This window comes from Acholeplasma granularum ATCC 19168 (assembly GCF_000526235.1).
In the GTDB taxonomy this organism is placed as follows: Bacteria; Bacillota_I; Bacilli_A; order Acholeplasmatales; family Acholeplasmataceae; genus Acholeplasma; species Acholeplasma granularum.
Map to the genome: position 1 here is coordinate 42,552 of NZ_JAFR01000014.1, position 19,541 is coordinate 62,092.

The following is a 19,541-nucleotide window of genomic DNA, read 5'->3' on the forward strand; positions in this document are numbered from 1 at the left end:
ATATAACAAAAAATATAGGTATATCTACCTATAATCTAAAATAAACTTGTTTATTTATGTGAAATAATTTATAATAAAGGTTGCGAAATGAGGTAAAACATGAAAAAGGTTAGAGCACGTTATGCACCATCACCAACAGGACACTTACACATTGGTAATGCTAGAACTGCATTATTTAACTATTTATTTGCACGCCGTTATGGTGGCGAATTTTTAATTCGTATCGAAGATACGGATGTAGCAAGAAATGTTGAAGGTGGCATAGAATCACAATTAAACAATTTAAAATGGTTAGGAATGAATTGGGATGAGGGTCCAGATATTGGTGGTAATTTTGGTCCATATAATCAACTTCAACGCCTAGACCTATATAAAAAATATGCACATGAACTACTTGATAAAGGGTTTGCCTACAAAGACTATAAAGAAGGTTCTGAAGATTATGCAATTCGTTTTAAAGTACCTGAAAATGTAACATATAGTTTTGATGATGTCATTCGCGGTACCTTAAAATTTGAATCAAGTGATGTTGAAGACTGGATCATTTTAAAAGACAATGGTATTCCAACATATAACTTTGCAGTTGTAATAGATGATCATTATATGGAAATAACCCACGTATTTAGAGGTGAAGAACATATAACAAACACCCCCAAACAACTCATGGTATATGATGCGTTTAATTGGGAGTACCCAACATTTGGTCACATGACAATTATTGTAAATGAAGATAGAAAAAAACTCAGCAAAAGAGATACCAATACTATCCAATTTATTGAAGACTATAAAAACTTAGGATACCTTCCTGAGGCGATGTTAAACTTTTTAAGTCTACTTGGGTGGTCTCCTAAAGATGATGAAGAAATACTTTCAAAAGAAGAACTTATTAGTTTATTTGATGAACATAAATTAAGTGCAGCACCAAGTTATTTTGATAAACAAAAGTTAGCATATATTAACTCAAGATACATCAAGATGCTAACACTTGATGAACTTAAAGATCTTACAAGACCATTTTTAATGAATCAAGGTGTTGAAATAAAAAATGAATTATGGTTTGAAAGTTTATTAACAATTTTAAAAGACCGTTTAAACAATGGTGCTGAAATTACTAAATATTATGATGAATTCTTCCATGAAAATTTCAATTTAAACAAGGAAGTACTAAATGAAATAAAAGACTTTGATAATGAAACGTTATTAAATAAGTTTCTAGAACTTATTGAAACAATAGATTTTACTGATTCAAGTTTAATTGAACAAGTAATTAAAGAAACAGGTAAGCAAACACAAATTAAAGGTAAAGCACTATTCATGCCTTTAAGAGTGGCAACAACAGGGGAACTTCACGGTCCAAGTCTACCAGTTCAACTTTCATTATTAGGTCAAGATATTGTTAAAGAAAGAATCAAACAAACCCTACAAATTCTTAAAGGAGAAACCAAATGAAGAAGGTTTTATCAGTTGTAACAGTAGCTCTATTATTTTTATTAGTATCTTGTACGAGTACTCCACAATCAAATGCTAGAGCATACATCACATCTATTACAGAAAGATCTATTGAAGCAAGTTTTAGAGTTGAGGTTAAAGACCCAGATAAAGAACTTGATACAAGAGATTTTAAAGTAAGAATTCAAAAGCAAGGTGAAGATTATAAAGAACAGTTGGTTTCACTTGATCAAGGTCAAGTTAAAACAGTATCATTTGAAGGTTTATCAAATGAAACTAAATATCATATAACTGTATTAGGTACAAAAAATAATAAAGATATTGAACTATATTTTAAAGAAAACGCGATAACAACAAAAAAACAAGGTGACTATAAAAATGATCCAATTCCTGTAACTACTAAAGAAGAGTTTACAAAAATGGATTATCAAAAACATTATGTATTAAAAAATGATATAGATTTTCAAGATAGTTCAATTACACCTTTATTTAACTCAGGATCCCCATTTAGAGGTAGTTTTGATGGTGGAAACTTCACACTTAAAAACATTAAATTAACAAATGAAAATGATGTATACAAATCATACCTATCAATCTTTGGTTATGTTTCAAATGCAACCATAGAAAACCTTAAAGTAGATAACATCCATATTGATAATGTAGAAAAACCTTATATTGGAATTCATTATGTTTCTATCTTAGTAAGTAAAGTTGCAAACAATGACTTTGTAATGAACAATGTAGAAATATCCAATTCAAGTATAAAAGTTGTTCACAACTTAAATCAATCTACAACAAATAGAAACTTATATGTTGGTTTAGCTGGTGCATCTGTTCAAGGTACATTTTCAAACATCACAATTAATAATTCTAAAATAGATGTTACTCAAAACGGTGTTAATGGTACAGCCACTGGTGAACAACAAGCAACAACCGGTACATATATTGGTGGAGCACTTGGTCTTGTTGAACAAGACAAAGGTAAAGGCATTGAAAAAATAACTGTTACAGACACAGAGATTAATTTAAATGTAGATCAAGATAAACAAGCACTTAGCAAAGGTTTAGTTTATGTTGGTGGTATCTTTGGAAGTTACAGAAGTGACCGTAATACACAAGAGTTAGTAACAAACGCAAGTATTACGATTAACCATAACAAACATGAAGAAACTCCAGATGAAAAACTAGATACATTATATGTTGGTGGTATTGCTGGATCAATGATTAAATCTAGATTAAATAATGTAGTATATAGTGGAAATATCATACTAAGTGTATCAGATACTTTAAATAGAGTATATGCAAGCTTAATTTCAGGTACTGCAACAACATCCTCAACAAAACTATTAGCTAGTGGTACGATTTTACTTACAACTACAAATGGTACGCAAAATGCATCAACATTTGAAATATATCCATATACTTGGGTAAATAAATTATTAGAAGTTAAAGTGTTAAGTACTGCACAAATCACAATTGATTCTAATGTAATTGATCTATCAAATTACGAAGTCATTACAAATGTTAATGATTTAATTGATTCTCAATTTGTTATATCTAACTATAAAGCTAATTAATAGATAAAAACCATAACACGCCTAAAGTTTAGGCGTGTTTTTCTTTCAAAAATTTAGTGTATAATAAATATAAAAGAAAGGTCGTAATTTGTAAATGAAACATACAATTAATAAAATATCAAAAACTAGATTTATTAAGGGTATTAACTGTCCTAGATTTTTCCCTTTATTTGAAATATATAAAAAAGGTAATAAAGATGCGACCGTATCTTTTACAGATGATTTAAGTGATCTACTAACTGAAGAAAACGAATTTAAAAAAGAAGCATTATATAATCAAATGATGGATGTTGAATATGATGAGGAAAATGAAGAAGAAATAATTAAAGATTTAGTCAATAAAGAAAATCCTAAATTAGAAGTTATGATGCCTTACTTTAATGAAATGGAAAGGCTAGCTGCTGATTATGTAGAACATAAATTTAAAGCACCCGTTATAGCCAGTTTTGATACACATGAACAAAAGCGTTTTGAAGCACCGGTTGAAGATTATAAATTTTACAGTTTCTTGGATGCTTACCAAGAAACTGATAACTTAGTGCGTGTAGTTGAAGCAAAAGCTACAACATCCGCTAAATTTGTTGACTTAACTTATACAGATCAAAAAGTGAAGTATAACTTTTTTGAATTAAGTCCAGAAGGCATATTAATGACTAGAGAAGCACTAGGGCTTGATGTAGGTGAAAAATATCACAAAAAGAAATCTGATATTTTAAAAAGAATGCATGCAATTGGCGCATATATCTATGACATTACCTACCAAAGATATGTTATTGAAAAATCCCAATCCATAAAAAAGCCAATCAAATATTATTTAGCAGTTTTAAATCACCAGTACATCTTTGATGGTACAAATATAGATAATAAACCCAACTATGAAAAAGATATTGATAAAGAAAATTATCTGATTCGTTTAATTGATGTTACAGATTTAACTAAAGACTTTTTAGAAAGCTTTAAAGCAGATGTTGAAGAAGTTTTATATCGATTAGACCATATGCAAATTGTACCCTTTCCTTTATGTCCTAGAAAAGGTAAACATCAATGCATGTTTCATGATATATGTTATAAAGATGTACCTAAGAAAAACTCAATATTTACATATATTGGAAATCATCATGGATTTACAGATGATAAAGGTGATAAGCAAAAACCAGAAGATTTATTAAAAATGGATATGAAAGAAGTACTTGATGTACCTTATTCATGGCTAACTAGAGAAAAAAATAAAATACAATATGATGTTGTAAACACTAAAAAAACATATATGGATAAAGAACGTATCAAACTTATCTTAAGTAAGTTTGAATATCCGCTTTATCACTTGGACTTTGAAACATTTGGTTCACCTTTACCGCGTTTTAAAGGTGAAAAAGCATATGATCAATCCGTATTCCAATTTAACTTACACATAGAACATGAACCAGGTATTAGCCATAAAGATAATGATTCATATTACTATCTTGCAACGACTCATGATGATAAACGTTATGAACTCACCAAATACTTATGTGAACTCATTAAGGATAAAGGAACAATTATTGCATGGAACGATAGTTTTGAACGTACAAGAATGAAAGAATTGGCTAAAATTTATCCTGAATTTAGTGATAAATTAAATAACATTATTGATAGAACATTTGATTTATGGTACGTATTTAAAGGTGGACACCATAAATTATATGATAATTGGGGAATTCCTAAAAAGGAAGGATTTAACTATTATCATGAAGATTTACAAGGATCATTTTCAATAAAGAAGGTACTACCTATTTTTGTTCCAGAGCTAAGTTATGCAAATTTAGACGTCAAAAATGGTGATGAAGCAGTCATCGTTTACGGTAATTTTCCAAAAATGAAAAAGTTAGAGTTTGAGCAAAGAAAACAAGGATTAATAGATTATTGTAAACAAGATACTTGGGCAATGGTGGTCTTATTAAAGGCATTACGTGAAATCGTCTAATTTGTTGGAAAATGGCCTAAAATCTAGTATAATAAACATATAATAAGAAAGAATGATACTATGTTAAAAATATATAATTCACTTACAAACAAAATTGAATCATTTGAAACAGTCAAAAAAGGTCATGTCAATATGTATGTATGTGGACCAACGGTATATGATGATATACATATTGGTAATGGTCGCCCCGTTATCTTTTTTGACATGGTTAAAAGATATTTAAACTATTTAAATTATTCAGTAACTTATGCATCAAACATCACGGATGTTGATGATAAAATAATTACTCGAGCTAAAGAACAAAATGTTTCTGAAAAAGAACTATCTAGTAAATACACTAATAGATTTTTAGAGGTTGTTAATAAGGTGAATGCCAACACATTTGACTATACACCACATGCAACCGATTATATTAAAGAAATGATTGAATTTATTCAAAAACTCATAGATGAGGGTTTTGCATATGTTGCAAGTAGCGGTGTGTACTTTAGGGTAGATAAAATTAGTGACTATGGTATTTTATCTAATCAAAGATTAGAAGATCTAAAATCAAGTATTCGTATTGAAAATGAAACAGATAAAGAAAAAGAATATGATTTTGCCTTATGGAAGTTTACAACAGAAGGTATTAAATACCCATCCCCATGGAAAGAAGGACGTCCAGGATGGCATACTGAATGTGTTGTTATGAACCATGAACTATTTGATCAAGAACTTGATATTCATGGCGGTGGATTTGACCTTAAATTTCCACACCATGAAAATGAAATTGCTCAAAGTATGGCACATAACCACCACCATCTAGCTAAATTTTGGATGCATGTAGGTAGACTTGATTTAGCTGATGAAAAAATGAGTAAATCTTTAGGTAATGACATTAAACTTGATACATTAATAAAAAGTTATAATCCGAACAGTTACCGTTTAATGATACTTGCGCATCATTACCGTCAACCCATACAATTTAGCGATGATTTAATTGAACAATATCAAAAGTCTTATGATAAAATATCATATACACTTAATAAGTGGAATTTTCACATACATATGGAAAGTATTGTAGATAAATCGCTTGATGAAGAAGTTCTTCAAACCTTTAAAACATATATGAATGATGATTTTAAAACACCAAGGGTTATATCATTAATCGATGAACAAATAAAGTTGTTAAATAAAGCATTTAGTGTTAAAACATTTAACACAATCATTCAAATACTTACTGTATTAGGCATAGAAGTTAAATTTGAATTAATTACATCAGAAGATATACAAATATTCAATAAATGGCATGAAGCAAGAATAGAAAAAAACTATGCACTTGCTGATAAATATAGAAGTCATTTATTAAACAAAGGATTTATTTAATGAATGGACTTGTACTAGCATACCTAGGCGATGCATATTATGAATTAGAAATTAGAAGATATTTAATTGAATCTGGTATTACAAAGTTAAATGAATTACATAAAAACAAGGTTAAGTATGCATCAAATGAATCTCAAGCAAGTATTATTAACCACTTTTTAGAAACAAATATATTAAGTGAAGATGAAATTAGTGCTTATAAAAAAGGTAGAAATAGAACGCACAATGCCAGAAAACAAATGGAAATGGTAACATACCAACAGGCTACTGGCTTTGAAAGTTTAATAGGCTACTTATCCTTAAAGGATGAACCACGTTGTAAATATTTGATTAAACTTGCAATAGAGTTCATAAAGGTTAGGTGAAAAGATGGCAAAAAACGTACAAAATGAGTTGTTAGCCCTTTTAGAGGATTCTGACAAAGTAACTAAAAAAACTAAATCAAAAAAAGGACCTCAAACTGTTATTGTTGAAGAGCCACTTCAAATGAAGGGTGATCCACTAGGAATAGGCGATAACAAAAAAGGTTTAAATCAAGCAGAGACACCAAGCAGAATAAAGACAAAATCTGAGATTGTAATTGAAAGATATAATCCGGATGTTTTATTAGGTCTGACAACAGATGATGTTGAAAAACGCCATTTAGCAGGTTTGGTGAACCTTTCTGATAAAGGTTCTACAAAAACAATTGGAAGTATTATATTTTCCAACGTTTTTACTTTCTTTAACCTACTTATTTTAGGAATTGTAATTATTTTATTAATAACTGGCGCACAGTTTACACAAACTGTATCCATCGTAATTGTTGCATTAAATACAACAATTGGGATTATCCAAGAAGTAAATGCTAAAAAGATGATTGATAAACTATCTTTATTAAGTGCACCAACTGCATTAGTTGTTAGAGATTCCTTTGAACAAGAAATAGGTATATCTGATGTTGTAATTGATGATATATTAAAATTAAGTGCAGGTAAACAAATTATTGTTGATGCCGTTGTACGTCAAGGAACAATAGAAGTCAATGAATCCCTTTTAACAGGAGAATCTGATCCAATAGTTAAAAAAGCAGGAGACACTTTATATAGTGGTTCATTTGTTATTTCAGGTTCAGTGTATGCACAAGCAACAGCAATTGGTAATGATATCTATATTGAAAAACTAACAAACCAAGCTAAGAAATATAGAAAGCCAAAATCTGATATTTTTAGATCATTAAAATTAATTGTTCGTACAATTGGATTTTTAATTTTACCGATTGCAGCAAGTCTTTACTTTTTAGGGTTAAATGGTAATTATGATCAAATTATTCAACCTGTATTAGTTGAAAGAACAGCTGGAGCAATTATTGGATTAATTCCTTCAGGATTATTCTTACTAACATCTGTAGCCCTTGCAGTAGGGGTTGTAAGACTAGGTCAAAATAACACCTTAGTTCAAGAATTATATTGTATTGAGATGCTTGCACGTATTGATACACTATGTTTAGATAAAACAGGTACCATTACAGATGGTTCAATGACTGTTAAATCTGTTATTGAATATGAAACAATTCCAGGATTAACATTAAAACAACTCATTTCTGCAATACTTAATGCACAAAATGATTCTAACCTAACAAGTGATGCATTATACGAAAGATTTGGAAATCAAAAACGTATTCGTCATAAAGCACTCATTCCTTTTTCTTCAGCTAGAAAATACTCAGCTGTAGAATTTGAAAAATACGGTACATTTGCACTAGGTGCACCTGAATTTGTTTTAAAAGAAGATTATAATAACATATCAAGTGAAGTAGAAAAACAAGCACAAGAAGGTTACCGTGTATTAGTAGTTGCTAGAACAGATAATCCGATCGAAGGTAAAGAAATTACTGGTAAAGTAGAACCTATTGCTTTGATCATGATTGAAGATACAATTCGTCAAGATGCACCAGATACTATTCAATACTTTAAAGATAATGGTGTGAATGTAGTAGTTATATCAGGTGATAATGCATTAACAGTATCTAGAATTAGTCAACGTGCTGGTATTAATAATGCAGAAAACTATGTATCACTAGAAAATATGTCAGATAAAGAAGTTGTACGAATTGCTAATAAATATACAGTCTTTGGACGTGTTAGTCCAAATCAAAAGAAGTTATTAGTGGAATCAATGAAAAATAATGGTCATGTTGTTGCAATGACAGGTGATGGCGTAAACGATATATTAGCGCTTAGAGAAGCTGATACATCCATTGCTATGGCATCTGGTAGTGAAGCAGCTAGAAACGTTAGCCACTTAGTATTAATGGACTCAAACTTTGCAAACATGCCAAAGGTTGTTAGTGAAGGTAGAAGAGTTATTAATAACATTCAAAAAGTATCAAAACTATACTTAACAAAAACATTCTTCACATTATTTTTAAGTGTATTAATTATTGTTAGAGGTTTAATGGGTCATGAAGCATTATACCCACTAAAACCATCACATCTACTTATTATGGAGATGCTAGTTATAGGTATTCCATCCTTCTTTATTGCTTTAGAATATAATAATCAAAGAATACAAGGAAACTTCCTTGCTAAAATCATTAAAGATGCATTACCTGGTGCCCTTGTTGTTTTAATTAATGCTTTAATAATTTATGCACTTGCATATTCATTAGGTTTAGATTTAAACATAGCTCAAGGTGAGCATAGTGGTATATCTACCCTAATTGCATTAACTGCAACAGCACTATCATTTATGGTTTTATATAGTGTATCTAAACCACTAAATGCTAGAAGAAGTATTTTATTCTTCACCGTATTATCGTTAGCTGTGTTTGCAGTGTTCTTATTACCTGAACTATTAGAGATTAAACCAATATTATCAATAACAAACGTTACACATTCAAATCCTTTAACCTTACCTCAAAATCTATTACTTATCGTACTAATTTATTCAAGTTATCCACTCATGTATATTTTAACGAACCTATCCAAGTGGCTAAAAATGATTGTTAAACGTATTGTACATGTCATCTCAGAAATGAAGTAAAAGTGCATACTTGCACTTTTTCTTAAAACTAAGGAGAAACTTATGATTATCTATGGCAAAAACGTCATAAAAGAAGCGATTTTAAACCAAAGAAAAATTTATAAATTATATATTGATGAAAAATCAAGTGATTTTAAATTTATGAATTTTTTAACTCAAAACAATATTAAATTTGAAAAAACAAATAAAGGTTTTTTAAATAACCTTACTCAAAATGCTGTTCATAATGGCGTAGTTGCTGAAGCTAAAGATTATGAATATTTAGAGTTAGAAGCAGTTTTAGACAATTCTAAAATACAAAAGTTTTTAATGCTTGATGAAATTCAAGATCCGCATAACTTAGGTGCAATTTTAAGAAGTGTTGAAGCAACTAATTTTGATGGTGTAATTTTAAGTAAGAAACATCAAGTGCCACTAACAGGTGCTGTTGCTAAAACATCATCAGGTGCAATTGAATATGTTAAATTAATATTAGTATCCAATTTATATCAAACAATCTTAAAACTACAAGAAAATAACTTTATTGCAATTGGTACTGATGGACTAGCAACTAAAAGCTATAAAGAAATACCAAAAAATGAAAACATTTTAATTATCATGGGTAATGAGGGTTACGGCCTTAGACCTTTAATTAAAAAAGGTTGCGATATGTTGGTATCCATCCCAATGCAAGGCAAAGTAAATAGTTTAAATGTGAGTGTAGCAACCGCGCTACTACTTTATGAAACAGTTTAGGTGATCTATGTATAAGAATGATTATGAGCTAATTTATTTATATAGAACAAGTCGCTCAGATGATGCTTTAGCATTAATCATTCAAAAGTATCGCCCACTTATATTTAAAAATATACATAAATTCTATATTAAACAAAAAGATCATGATGATTTTTATCAAGAATCAATCCTCGTCTTATTAGAGTGTATAAATAACTTTGATGAATCAAGAAATAAAACATTTACTAAATATTTTGAACTTGTTTTATTTAGAAGATTCATCCAACTTAAAAATAAAACACCCAAATATATATTATTTGAAAAGCCTGAATTATTTGAAGGCTCATTCACAGAAGAAATAATAATTATTAAAGAAGATAATATCTATCTGGCACCTTTTGAAAAAGAGGTATATCACAGGTACTTTAAACAACATCAGACAATAGATTATATTGCTGAAAGTTTAAATAAATCTAATAAAAGTATAAAAAATGCCATATATCGAATTAAAGTAAAAATTAAAGATGAAATATGATATAATAATTTAGCATTGACTTAGGTGGTTTATGTGTTGTAAAATAAGATGACACATGATAAAAACCACTAAAAAAAGGTGGTTTTTTAATGAGAGAAAAAATAATTTTAGTATGTAGCGAGTGCTTAAGCAGAAACTACACAACTACAAAGAATAAACAAACATCGAAAGAGCGTTTAGAACTTAATCGATATTGTCCAACATGTAACAAACATACATTGCACAAAGAAAGCAAATAGGAGTTGATTTTATGGCAATCAAAAAAAAGGAACAACAACCTAAAAATAAATTAATGGAAATTTTATCCACAGAATATAAGGGTGAATCTTTAATTCTTGGAATTCTCGCAACAATTACTGCAGGATTAGCAATCATGATTATTGGAAATGTACAAGGATTTCATATTCCAAGTAATTTCCCAGTATTAGGTGGATCACCAAATGATATGATCTTTGCTTGGGCAGTACTAGTTATTGCATTATTAGGACTTGCACTTGTTATATACCCATTTTTCTTACCAGCTTTTCCGGAGTTAAGAAAAATAACATGGGCTGGATGGATTGAGTTTTTAGATAATGCAGCTCGTGTATTAATATTTGTTATTGTTGTTACAGCATTTGTATCAGCACTAGATATTATTATACTAAGATTACTAGAAGGCTTATTATAATGGTAACTAAAGGTCCAAAAAAACGTTGGTATGTTATTCAAACTTACTCCGGATATGAAAAAGCAGTAAGAGATGACTTAACTAGACGTGTTGACTCTATGGGTATGCAAGATTATATCTTCCAGATTATTGTCCCAGAAGAGACTTATATTGAAAAAAATAAAGATGGCAAAGATAAAGAAAAGGTTAGACAAATTTATCCTGGTTATGTCTTTGTTGAAATGTTAGTAACAGATGATTCATGGTTCGTTGTTAGAAATACACCACGTGTAACTGGATTTTTAGGTTCAAGCGGTGGTGGTACCAAACCAGTACCTTTATTAGAAGAAGAAATTAGACCGATTCTTCTAAAAGCAAACATTATTTCTAAACCTAATTATGAACACCTTCTTGGTAAACATGTTCAAATTATCTCTGGTGCTTTTGAAGGTCAAATTGGTAGAGTTTCTGCTGTAGATGCTGACCAAGAAAAGATGATGGTGGATATTGATGTCTTTGGACGTGCAACACCAACAGAAATTGATTTTACACAATTTAAAGAAGTATAATAAAAAGGTATCCTAAGGTAAGGATACCTTTTTATTAAATTAAATTAAATGTGATTTCTTACAATTATGCGATATATTTTAATAAATTTGATATAATCAAATCGTACGTTTAGAAATGGTGGTATAAACATGAAAACTTATTTAATAGCAAACATGGTCATTCAATTTGAATATCGATATGATAATTACTTTAAAAATAATATCGAACATTACCTTTATGAAGGACCAAGAAAAGTAGACCATACAATAAGACTAAATTATGCACTTGAATTAAAAGAGCCAACAGAAGGTAATTTTAGAATATTTTCTAAATCCGTATCAGGTGTTAAAGCTTATATGTTATATGATAATGACTATAAAAATATTGAAATATGGATTGATGAAGATACATTTACAGATGCTGCAACAGCAGAATATGTATATACTGGTATGATCTTTTTAGAACTCGCACAGCGTCATGGCCTTCTTCCACTACACGGTTCGGCAATTAACTATAAAGGCGATTGCATCTTATTTGCCGCACCAAGTGGTACAGGGAAATCAACACACGCTAAAATGTGGAAACATCTTTATAAAGATGATGTTTCATGGGTAAATGATGATAAGCCACTGCTTGAGGTAACAAATGAAGGTATCTTTGTATATGGCACACCATTTAGTGGACAATATGCATCGAATACAAATGATAAAAAACCTTTAAAAGCAATTGTTTTCCTAAAACAAGGTATTACAGATAAAGTAGATAAGTTAAACGAAAAAGAGTCATTAAAACAATTAATGCAAAACACACTCAGACCAAGTGAAGAAGCACTTTGGGATAGTGCACTAAAACATTTTGAATATATCATTAAAAATACACCAATTTACATGTTGGATGCAAGTTTATCTACAAACGCAGTAAAAGCAGTAAAAAACGCTATTTATGGTGACCTAAATTAATATTGAGTATAAGCGCTTCTAAATCAAAAACTTTAGAAGCGCTTATTTATTGTTATTTATAATTAATTGTAAAATCTATGCAAAAAATATGGAATCGCTTGCATTATAATAATTTATTAGGTATATTGGTGTGTTGCAATAAAATAACTAGGAGTAAAAAAGCACATGAAAAAAATTATAAGTATTCTACTCTTTGCAATATCAGTATTTACGCTGGTAGCTTGTGATGACGAACTTACAAAGAATCAAAACTTTTTAAACGAAGCACTTGCATCAATTGATATCACATATGAAACTGGTGATAGCATAAATAGTGTAACAAAGGATATTACTTTAGGTAGTTTAAGTGATAAATTTAGTACAGTAACACTTGAGTGGTCTTCAAATATACCATCAGTTGTATCAATTGTAGATGATAAAGCGGTCATTTATAGAAGACAAGAAAATACAGAAGTTACAATTACAGCAACAATCGTATTTAATGAAGTTGAACTTTATAGAGATTTTAATATAACTGTATTAGGTATTAATCAAGTACCTAATGAAGAAGTTCCAACAGATGGTTCACCAATTATTAGTGGTGTTAAAAATGTTGAAATCAAAGTAGATGAATCAAATGTAAATTTATTAACTGGTATTACTGCAAAAGATATTAATAATAAAGCATTAACTGTTATATTAGATGATTCTAAAGTGGATTATACTAAAGCGGGTCGTTATGAGATTACTTATAAAGCAACAGATGAAAACAATAAAACATCAACAAAAGTAGCACAATTAAGAATTATTGGATTTGGTTCAAGTACAAATGCATTATATAAATTTGAATTTCCATCTACTGATTTATCACATGGATATTCAGATCCAGCAATAGATTCAGTATTAACTGATTCAATATCAAATAGTTCTTTTGCTATTAAAAAACGTCGTGCAAACGTTGGCCAAGGCGGCGAAGGTCTAATCATTTCAGGTACTTCATCATCTGAAACACTTGGATGGGTAGAATTTGATTTTAAAGAAGTTATTACAAAAATGAGTTTTATGGCAAGACTATATAGTGATAAAGACCTAGCTTTAGTTAAAGAAGTTAAATTACAACAAAAACAAGGTACCAACTGGGTAGATGTTTTAGATATTCTGCCATTATTAAACCCAGATGCAACAAATAAAACATTTGAAGTAAATAATTTAGATAATAGTATTTATAGATTATATGTAGATGCAAACCAAGGTACTCAAAATAGTGCTAGAATCGTATTTGACGATTTAGCAGTATATAAAGCAGGTACTGGAAGTTATCAAGATCTAACACCTTCTATTTTAGGTACTAAAGATTATGAACTTGTAACAGGCTCTACACTACCTAACTTCCTTGATGGCGTATCAGCAAAAGATGTAGACGGCATAACTATTCCAGTTACAATTACTGAAAACACTGTAGATGTAACTAAAGTTGGTAATTATTCAGTTACTTATAGAACACAAGATCTATTTGGTCATGAAGTGACTAAAGATATTGTAGTAAGAGTTAAGGATGAAGAAGTATTTGTTCCAGGAGATTATAGTACATATTACGCAAGTTTAAATGGAAAATCTCAAAGTGAGATGAAATCTATTTTAACAACTATGGTTAAATCAAATGGTCGTGCAACAGGTTCAACAGAACAGGTTAAAACAGTTGACTCATTTGAAGGTAAAAACTATAACATTTACACAGGTTTTGGCTCATATGGTAATAGAGAACACGTTTGGCCAAACTCTAAATTAGGTAGTGCACCAGATTATGATCTACATAACTTACGTGCTGCAGTTGTAAGTGTAAACTCAACAAGAAGTAACTATCCATTTACAAACCAAGTAACCCAAACAAATTGGCAACTTATAAATGGTAAATTCTATCCAGGAAAAGAACACGTAGGAGATGTTGCTAGAATCGTTTTATATATTTCATTACGTTATAACTTAAGCCTAAACTTAGTAGGTAACTTAGAAATGTTCTTAACATGGCACGAAGAAGATCCAGTAAGTCCATTTGAAATCTCAAGAAACAATAAAATTTATAGTATTCAAAATAACAGAAATCCATTTATTGATCATCCAGAATTTGTTAATTTAATATATAGTTAAAAAACTTACAAAACAGACACCAAAAATGAAAATTATTTTGGTGTCTGTTTTTTTAAAAAAACATATAAGGGGAGTTTAAATTGAAGAAAATTTATCAAATAATTACTGTATTATTTTTAAGTATAATACTTGTATCATGTACTAACAATTCAAATAATTTAGATAAACTTAATGAACTTAAAAATACTTTAGAAATAAGTTTTAATGACAATGATGATATTAATAATGTTACATCAAATATTATATTGCCAACAAATTTTGATGGGTATGATATCGAAATAACTTGGTTATCTAATAATGGTGCAATTACAATAGATGGCGAATCAGGTATTGTAAATAGATTAGATGCAACCATTATTGTAAGAATAAGTGCACATTTAAAATCAGGTGATGATGAAGTATTTAAACACTTTAATGTGACAGTCCTTGCTAAAGATGAAGTAGGTAATCCATCAAATAAACCAGTAATTTCAGGAACTAAGGATTTTAATTTATTTGAAGGAGATAGTAAACCGGATTATTTAGCAGGTGTTACTGCCAAAGACTCAAATAATAACACTTTAGTAGTTTTAGTGAATCATTCAAATGTAGATTTAACTAAAAAGGGTAGTTATGATTTAATATATACTGTAAAAGATTCAAACAACAATGAAACATCGATTACTGTAAAGGTAAATGTTATAGAAAAAGTATTAGAAGATACACTTTTATATCACTTCTTATTTAATAAAGATTTATCTCATGGCTATTCAGATCCAAATGAAACATCTACACTAATAAATAGTGTAGATAACACAAGTATTACAATTAATAAAAAACGTGCCAATACACTAGAAACTGGTAATGGACTGGTATTAAGTGGTGCATCAAAAACAGATACAGGCGCTTTCATAGAACTTAACTTTAGCGAAAACATATCTAAAATCACATTTGAAATGAAATCATGGGGAGAATTTGACCTTCCACAAACAACAGAAGCTAAATTCCAAGTAAAAAATGGTACAAACTGGGTTGATGTAAAAAACTTATTACCGGATTTAGGACTAGATATTAAACAAATAGAAATTACAGAATTAAATGCTAAAAACTACAGATTTTATGTAAATGGTAATACATCTACACAAAATACAGCGAGAATAATTTTTACAGATATGAAAATATATGGTGGAGCATCTACTATATCAAATCCTAATCCAAACCCAGATCCTACACCAATAAATGAAGTCATATCAATTAAAAATGCATTATTAGAAACACATAATAAATTAGTAACAATTGAAGGTGTGGTTACCGGATTTGTAGGTAATCAAACATATGCAATTAAAGATGCAAGTGGATCAATTGCACTATTTTCACCAAATGCTTTAGAAATTGGTAGAACATATGTTATTAAAGGTATACGCTCTGAATTTAATGGCCTTGAACAATTAGGTACTAAAGATAGTCCACTACAGATTGTTGAAACAAAAGGTGTTGCCGTTAATACCCCACAAGAACTAAGTATAAACTTATTATCTTTAGAACTAAAACCTTATGTATCTCATTTTGTAAAATTAAATAACTTAACTGTTGTAAGTCGAAATACGGATACATATGGCACTATCTTTATAATGTTAAAAGATGCATCAAATAATCAAATGGAATTAAGAGCAGATAACAGATATCCAAACTTTACTGAAGTAGCAAATAAACTAAACCAACTCGTAGTAGGTAATAGCTATAACTTCTCACTTCATATTGGTTGGTATAAAACAGATGCCAATTTAGTCTTTGGACCCGGATCAAGTGCTAATAATTCTTAATATAATATACAAGTAAATAAAAGTTGGACAATAAATGGTATAATAACTTAAAATTTATAATATTCTTAAAGATGATAAAATAGAGTTAAAGGCATAAGGGAGAGTTATGAAAAAAGTCTATCTTTTATTATTATTAATTGTATTTTTAACCGTATTAAGTGCCTGTATGGACAATAAAGAGGAAAAATCAAGGTTAAATATACCAATTAATTTACAAATGAATAAAAACGTATTAACATTTAATGAAGTAGAAGGAGCTAGTTCCTATATACTCAATATCGATGGAGAAAATATTACATTAAATGATACAACATATACCTTTACAACAGCAGGGAATTTTAATGTTCGTGTGCAAGCACTAGGAGAAAACGTTAAAAGTTCACTCTTTTCAGATTTATACATATTTCGTGTAAGATTCTTAAAATATCCAGATGATTTAACCATCATAAATAACCAATTACAATTTACAAAAGATCCAGATGCAGATAGTTATGATATTGAAGTCAATGGTACGGTATATAACACTAAAGAAGATTTACCACCTTATTTATTACCAGGCACATATGAGCTTAGAATCCGTGCAAGAAGTCAAATATATAACGAATCAGAATTTTCACCACTAAAAGAAGTGGTTGTAAATAAAGAAGATCGATTAATCACTACAAATCAATATGAATATAGTATATTATCCAAATATGAACTACCGCTTTATAGCTATAAAAAATTAAGTCTATCCTTCTATGAGATGGATCAAGAACAAAGAAATAAAGAAGGCTTAGTTATAAACACAATGCCTTTAGTTTATCCAAATGATTATTATGTATCAAATAATGCCATCTACTTTAGTCTAAGCTATATGGACTACCTATCAGAAAAACTTAAAGCTTCTAGAGAATATGAACACATCTATTACTTTAATATAGAAACGAACTTAGGTACACATGAAATTAAATTAACAATTCATAGAAAAGACACACCATATAGTTATCAAACAAATACACAATCAACAAACTTTAATGATGATGTAACATTTACATTTGATTTAAGAGGATTTGAATTCAAATACATTAAGGATATTAAAGGTGAAGATTTAGATATAGAAAGTTATGAATTTAAAGAAAATTCATTAACTTTATATGCCAAATACTTAACCAAGTTTTATGAAATTGAAAAACGTTCATCAAAACTCGAATTCAAAATCATTTTTGAAAAAAATACAATCAAAGTAGAATATCCAATCTATATTACTAAATAAATTTATAAGGAAATCAAAATGAAAATAAAAAAAGGGTTTATATTAAAAGAAGTATCCAATCAAATAATTGTTGTACCTGTAGGAGAGGCCGCTATAAAGTTTCACGGTATGATTACATTAAATGAAACTGGTAAATTTTTATTTGAAAACTTAAAAGATGATATATCATTAGAGGATTTAACATTAAGATTAATTGAAAATTATGATGTAGATCCTAAAAGAGCATATAAAGATTGTGAAATGTTTATAGAACTTTTAGATAAGCATCATATTTTGGATAAATAAAATTGAAAAAAGTCACAATAAATACAAGTGACCTCATGAAAGAAGTCATATCCTTTTTAGAGGATAATAAAGAGGTTGAAATTATTGTTACAGGAAATTCCATGTTACCATTTTATAAAAATGGAGAAACTATCGTTACATTAAAAAAAGAAGATACATATAAAAAATTAGATGTTGTATTATTCAAATATCAAAATAGATTCGTATTACATAGAATCATCAAAATAAAGAACAACACATACTTTATTAAAGGGGACGGCTCTTTTAGAACCGAAGTAGTAAGTAAACCAGATATTTTGGGGAAAGTTATAAAGTTTACAACTAAGAATAAGACTATCAAATGCTACCAACTTAAAGTGCATCTTTGGATGGTCTTTTCGCCTTTTAAAAGAATACTCCTTAAATTGATTAAAAAGACTTAAAATTTCATATGTAAGATATATGTAAAGAATGTCTAAGAGAGAGTATTTATTAAAACTTACATCGTATACTAAAAAAGATTTCAAAAAATTATCCATTTTAAGGTAAAAAATCAATAAAGGGCATAAAAATGGAAAAAAAGTATTATGAAGAACCTCAATTAGAGGTTATAGAGTTTAAGTAAGAAGGCTCAATTGCAGCAAGTGGTAATCTAAGAACAGGTCTTTGGAAACAGATGTGGGATGGCCATTAGGTGGTGATTTTGAAATTGAAGATTTCGATAAATATTCTATAGATAGAGAGCATGTTTGGAGTGTAAGTAACATGCGTATCAGACCATTTGATTTGAATAGAAACCTAAATACATTTACAGACTTTGTTATCAATACGAATTATGATAAAAGAGATGACCTAAATTATTTTGATGGTAGACCAAGTGCTTCAAATAGAGGACACTACTCAGATTTACATAATATGTATAATGCTGTAAGATATACAAATCAAACACTTCACAGTAATTACTACTATGGTAATACTGGAGTTACTGGCGAACCAAATAAATCATTAAATAATATATTCTATCCAGGGGATGAATATAAAGGTGATATCGCAAGAATTATGTTTTATATGACTTTAATGTATCCACATCTTACTTTAGTAGATGAGGGAGACCCAAATGCCTTTACAGGTACAATATATTATGGATATTTAGATCACTTATTAGAGTGGAGTATTGAAGATCCTGTATCGATTGAGGAAATTTTAAAGAAATAATATTATATTTAATCGTCAAGGTAATAGAAATCCATTCATAGATTTTTATGATTCAGGTATTGTTGATTACGTATTTAGATTTGGAGATCCCGAA

General features: G+C 29.2%; 18 protein-coding genes. All 18 read left to right on the plus strand.

Going from position 1 to position 19,541, the window contains the following annotated elements:
* The first annotated feature begins 99 nt into the window (after positions 1-99).
* The 18 genes from gltX to G324_RS0106880 all read left to right on the plus strand — a co-directional run bounded on the left by gltX (position 100) and on the right by G324_RS0106880 (position 19,447).
* Positions 100-1,449 (plus strand): glutamate--tRNA ligase, encoded by a 1,350-nt coding sequence (gene gltX, locus G324_RS0106800; RefSeq protein ID WP_162146976.1) that lies wholly within the window; start codon positions 100-102, stop codon positions 1,447-1,449.
* A complete protein-coding gene (locus tag G324_RS0106805; protein ID WP_025725621.1) occupies positions 1,446-3,026 on the plus strand; it encodes a hypothetical protein in 1,581 nt (526 codons plus the stop codon). The genes gltX and G324_RS0106805 overlap by 4 nt, the downstream gene beginning before the upstream one ends.
* 94 nt (positions 3,027-3,120) lie before the next feature.
* Positions 3,121-4,989, plus strand: a complete 1,869-nt coding sequence (locus G324_RS0106810; protein WP_025725622.1) for a DUF2779 domain-containing protein — start codon at positions 3,121-3,123, stop codon at positions 4,987-4,989.
* 60 nt (positions 4,990-5,049) lie between these two features.
* Positions 5,050-6,354 carry a cysteine--tRNA ligase gene (cysS, locus tag G324_RS0106815; protein WP_025725623.1) on the plus strand — a complete coding sequence of 435 codons (1,305 nt, stop codon included), beginning with the start codon at positions 5,050-5,052 and terminating at the stop codon, positions 6,352-6,354.
* The gene (locus G324_RS0106820) at positions 6,354-6,719 is read left to right on the plus strand and encodes a Mini-ribonuclease 3 (RefSeq protein WP_162146977.1); all 366 of its coding nucleotides are present in this window, start codon (positions 6,354-6,356) and stop codon (positions 6,717-6,719) included. Before cysS ends, G324_RS0106820 begins: the two co-directional genes overlap by 1 nt.
* A gap of 4 nt (positions 6,720-6,723) precedes the next feature.
* Positions 6,724-9,378: an HAD-IC family P-type ATPase gene (locus G324_RS0106825; RefSeq protein ID WP_051457547.1), complete on the plus strand. Its 2,655-nt coding sequence runs from the start codon at positions 6,724-6,726 to the stop codon at positions 9,376-9,378.
* Positions 9,379-9,420: 42 nt separating this feature from the next.
* The gene (gene rlmB, locus G324_RS0106830) at positions 9,421-10,113 is read left to right on the plus strand and encodes a 23S rRNA (guanosine(2251)-2'-O)-methyltransferase RlmB (RefSeq protein ID WP_025725626.1); all 693 of its coding nucleotides are present in this window, start codon (positions 9,421-9,423) and stop codon (positions 10,111-10,113) included.
* A 7-nt stretch (positions 10,114-10,120) separates the two neighbouring features.
* Positions 10,121-10,627, plus strand: a complete 507-nt coding sequence (locus G324_RS0106835; protein WP_162146978.1) for a sigma factor — start codon at positions 10,121-10,123, stop codon at positions 10,625-10,627.
* A gap of 89 nt (positions 10,628-10,716) precedes the next feature.
* A complete protein-coding gene (gene rpmG, locus G324_RS07905; RefSeq protein ID WP_084027206.1) occupies positions 10,717-10,866 on the plus strand; it encodes a 50S ribosomal protein L33 in 150 nt (49 codons plus the stop codon).
* Between the two features lie 11 nt (positions 10,867-10,877).
* Positions 10,878-11,297 (plus strand): preprotein translocase subunit SecE, encoded by a 420-nt coding sequence (locus G324_RS0106840; RefSeq protein WP_025725628.1) that lies wholly within the window; start codon positions 10,878-10,880, stop codon positions 11,295-11,297.
* Positions 11,297-11,845 (plus strand): transcription termination/antitermination protein NusG, encoded by a 549-nt coding sequence (nusG, locus tag G324_RS0106845; protein WP_025725629.1) that lies wholly within the window; start codon positions 11,297-11,299, stop codon positions 11,843-11,845. The genes G324_RS0106840 and nusG overlap by 1 nt, the downstream gene beginning before the upstream one ends.
* A 129-nt stretch (positions 11,846-11,974) precedes the next feature.
* On the plus strand, positions 11,975-12,784 hold the full coding sequence (locus tag G324_RS07790) for a hypothetical protein (RefSeq protein ID WP_025725630.1): 810 nt from the start codon (positions 11,975-11,977) through the stop codon (positions 12,782-12,784).
* A 165-nt stretch (positions 12,785-12,949) separates the two neighbouring features.
* Positions 12,950-14,911, plus strand: a complete 1,962-nt coding sequence (locus tag G324_RS07795) for an endonuclease (protein WP_025725631.1) — start codon at positions 12,950-12,952, stop codon at positions 14,909-14,911.
* Between the two features lie 80 nt (positions 14,912-14,991).
* Entirely contained in the window at positions 14,992-16,713 is a 1,722-nt protein-coding gene (locus G324_RS0106860; RefSeq protein ID WP_025725632.1) for an immunoglobulin-like domain-containing protein, read from the plus strand.
* A gap of 106 nt (positions 16,714-16,819) precedes the next feature.
* Positions 16,820-17,968, plus strand: coding sequence for a hypothetical protein (locus G324_RS0106865; protein ID WP_025725633.1), 1,149 nt, complete (start codon positions 16,820-16,822; stop codon positions 17,966-17,968).
* An 18-nt stretch (positions 17,969-17,986) separates the two neighbouring features.
* Positions 17,987-18,253, plus strand: coding sequence for a PqqD family protein (locus tag G324_RS0106870; protein WP_025725634.1), 267 nt, complete (start codon positions 17,987-17,989; stop codon positions 18,251-18,253).
* A gap of 35 nt (positions 18,254-18,288) precedes the next feature.
* Entirely contained in the window at positions 18,289-18,675 is a 387-nt protein-coding gene (locus G324_RS0106875; RefSeq protein ID WP_025725635.1) for a S24/S26 family peptidase, read from the plus strand.
* Positions 18,676-18,898: 223 nt separating this feature from the next.
* Positions 18,899-19,447, plus strand: a complete 549-nt coding sequence (locus G324_RS0106880; RefSeq protein WP_025725636.1) for an endonuclease — start codon at positions 18,899-18,901, stop codon at positions 19,445-19,447.
* The last annotated feature ends 94 nt before the right edge of the window (positions 19,448-19,541 follow it).

What these genes read in the sequence shown, in the direction of transcription:
- gltX (WP_162146976.1), top strand. Translation starts at nt 100, where the DNA reads ATGAAAAAGGTTAGAGCACGTTATGCACCATCACCAACAGGACACTTA.
- G324_RS0106805 (WP_025725621.1), top strand. Translation starts at nt 1,446, where the DNA reads ATGAAGAAGGTTTTATCAGTTGTAACAGTAGCTCTATTATTTTTATTA.
- G324_RS0106810 (WP_025725622.1), top strand. Translation starts at nt 3,121, where the DNA reads ATGAAACATACAATTAATAAAATATCAAAAACTAGATTTATTAAGGGT.
- cysS (WP_025725623.1), top strand. Translation starts at nt 5,050, where the DNA reads ATGTTAAAAATATATAATTCACTTACAAACAAAATTGAATCATTTGAA.
- G324_RS0106820 (WP_162146977.1), top strand. Translation starts at nt 6,354, where the DNA reads ATGAATGGACTTGTACTAGCATACCTAGGCGATGCATATTATGAATTA.
- G324_RS0106825 (WP_051457547.1), top strand. Translation starts at nt 6,724, where the DNA reads ATGGCAAAAAACGTACAAAATGAGTTGTTAGCCCTTTTAGAGGATTCT.
- rlmB (WP_025725626.1), top strand. Translation starts at nt 9,421, where the DNA reads ATGATTATCTATGGCAAAAACGTCATAAAAGAAGCGATTTTAAACCAA.
- G324_RS0106835 (WP_162146978.1), top strand. Translation starts at nt 10,121, where the DNA reads ATGTATAAGAATGATTATGAGCTAATTTATTTATATAGAACAAGTCGC.
- rpmG (WP_084027206.1), top strand. Translation starts at nt 10,717, where the DNA reads ATGAGAGAAAAAATAATTTTAGTATGTAGCGAGTGCTTAAGCAGAAAC.
- G324_RS0106840 (WP_025725628.1), top strand. Translation starts at nt 10,878, where the DNA reads ATGGCAATCAAAAAAAAGGAACAACAACCTAAAAATAAATTAATGGAA.
- nusG (WP_025725629.1), top strand. Translation starts at nt 11,297, where the DNA reads ATGGTAACTAAAGGTCCAAAAAAACGTTGGTATGTTATTCAAACTTAC.
- G324_RS07790 (WP_025725630.1), top strand. Translation starts at nt 11,975, where the DNA reads ATGAAAACTTATTTAATAGCAAACATGGTCATTCAATTTGAATATCGA.
- G324_RS07795 (WP_025725631.1), top strand. Translation starts at nt 12,950, where the DNA reads ATGAAAAAAATTATAAGTATTCTACTCTTTGCAATATCAGTATTTACG.
- G324_RS0106865 (WP_025725633.1), top strand. Translation starts at nt 16,820, where the DNA reads ATGAAAAAAGTCTATCTTTTATTATTATTAATTGTATTTTTAACCGTA.
- G324_RS0106870 (WP_025725634.1), top strand. Translation starts at nt 17,987, where the DNA reads ATGAAAATAAAAAAAGGGTTTATATTAAAAGAAGTATCCAATCAAATA.
- G324_RS0106875 (WP_025725635.1), top strand. Translation starts at nt 18,289, where the DNA reads ATGAAAGAAGTCATATCCTTTTTAGAGGATAATAAAGAGGTTGAAATT.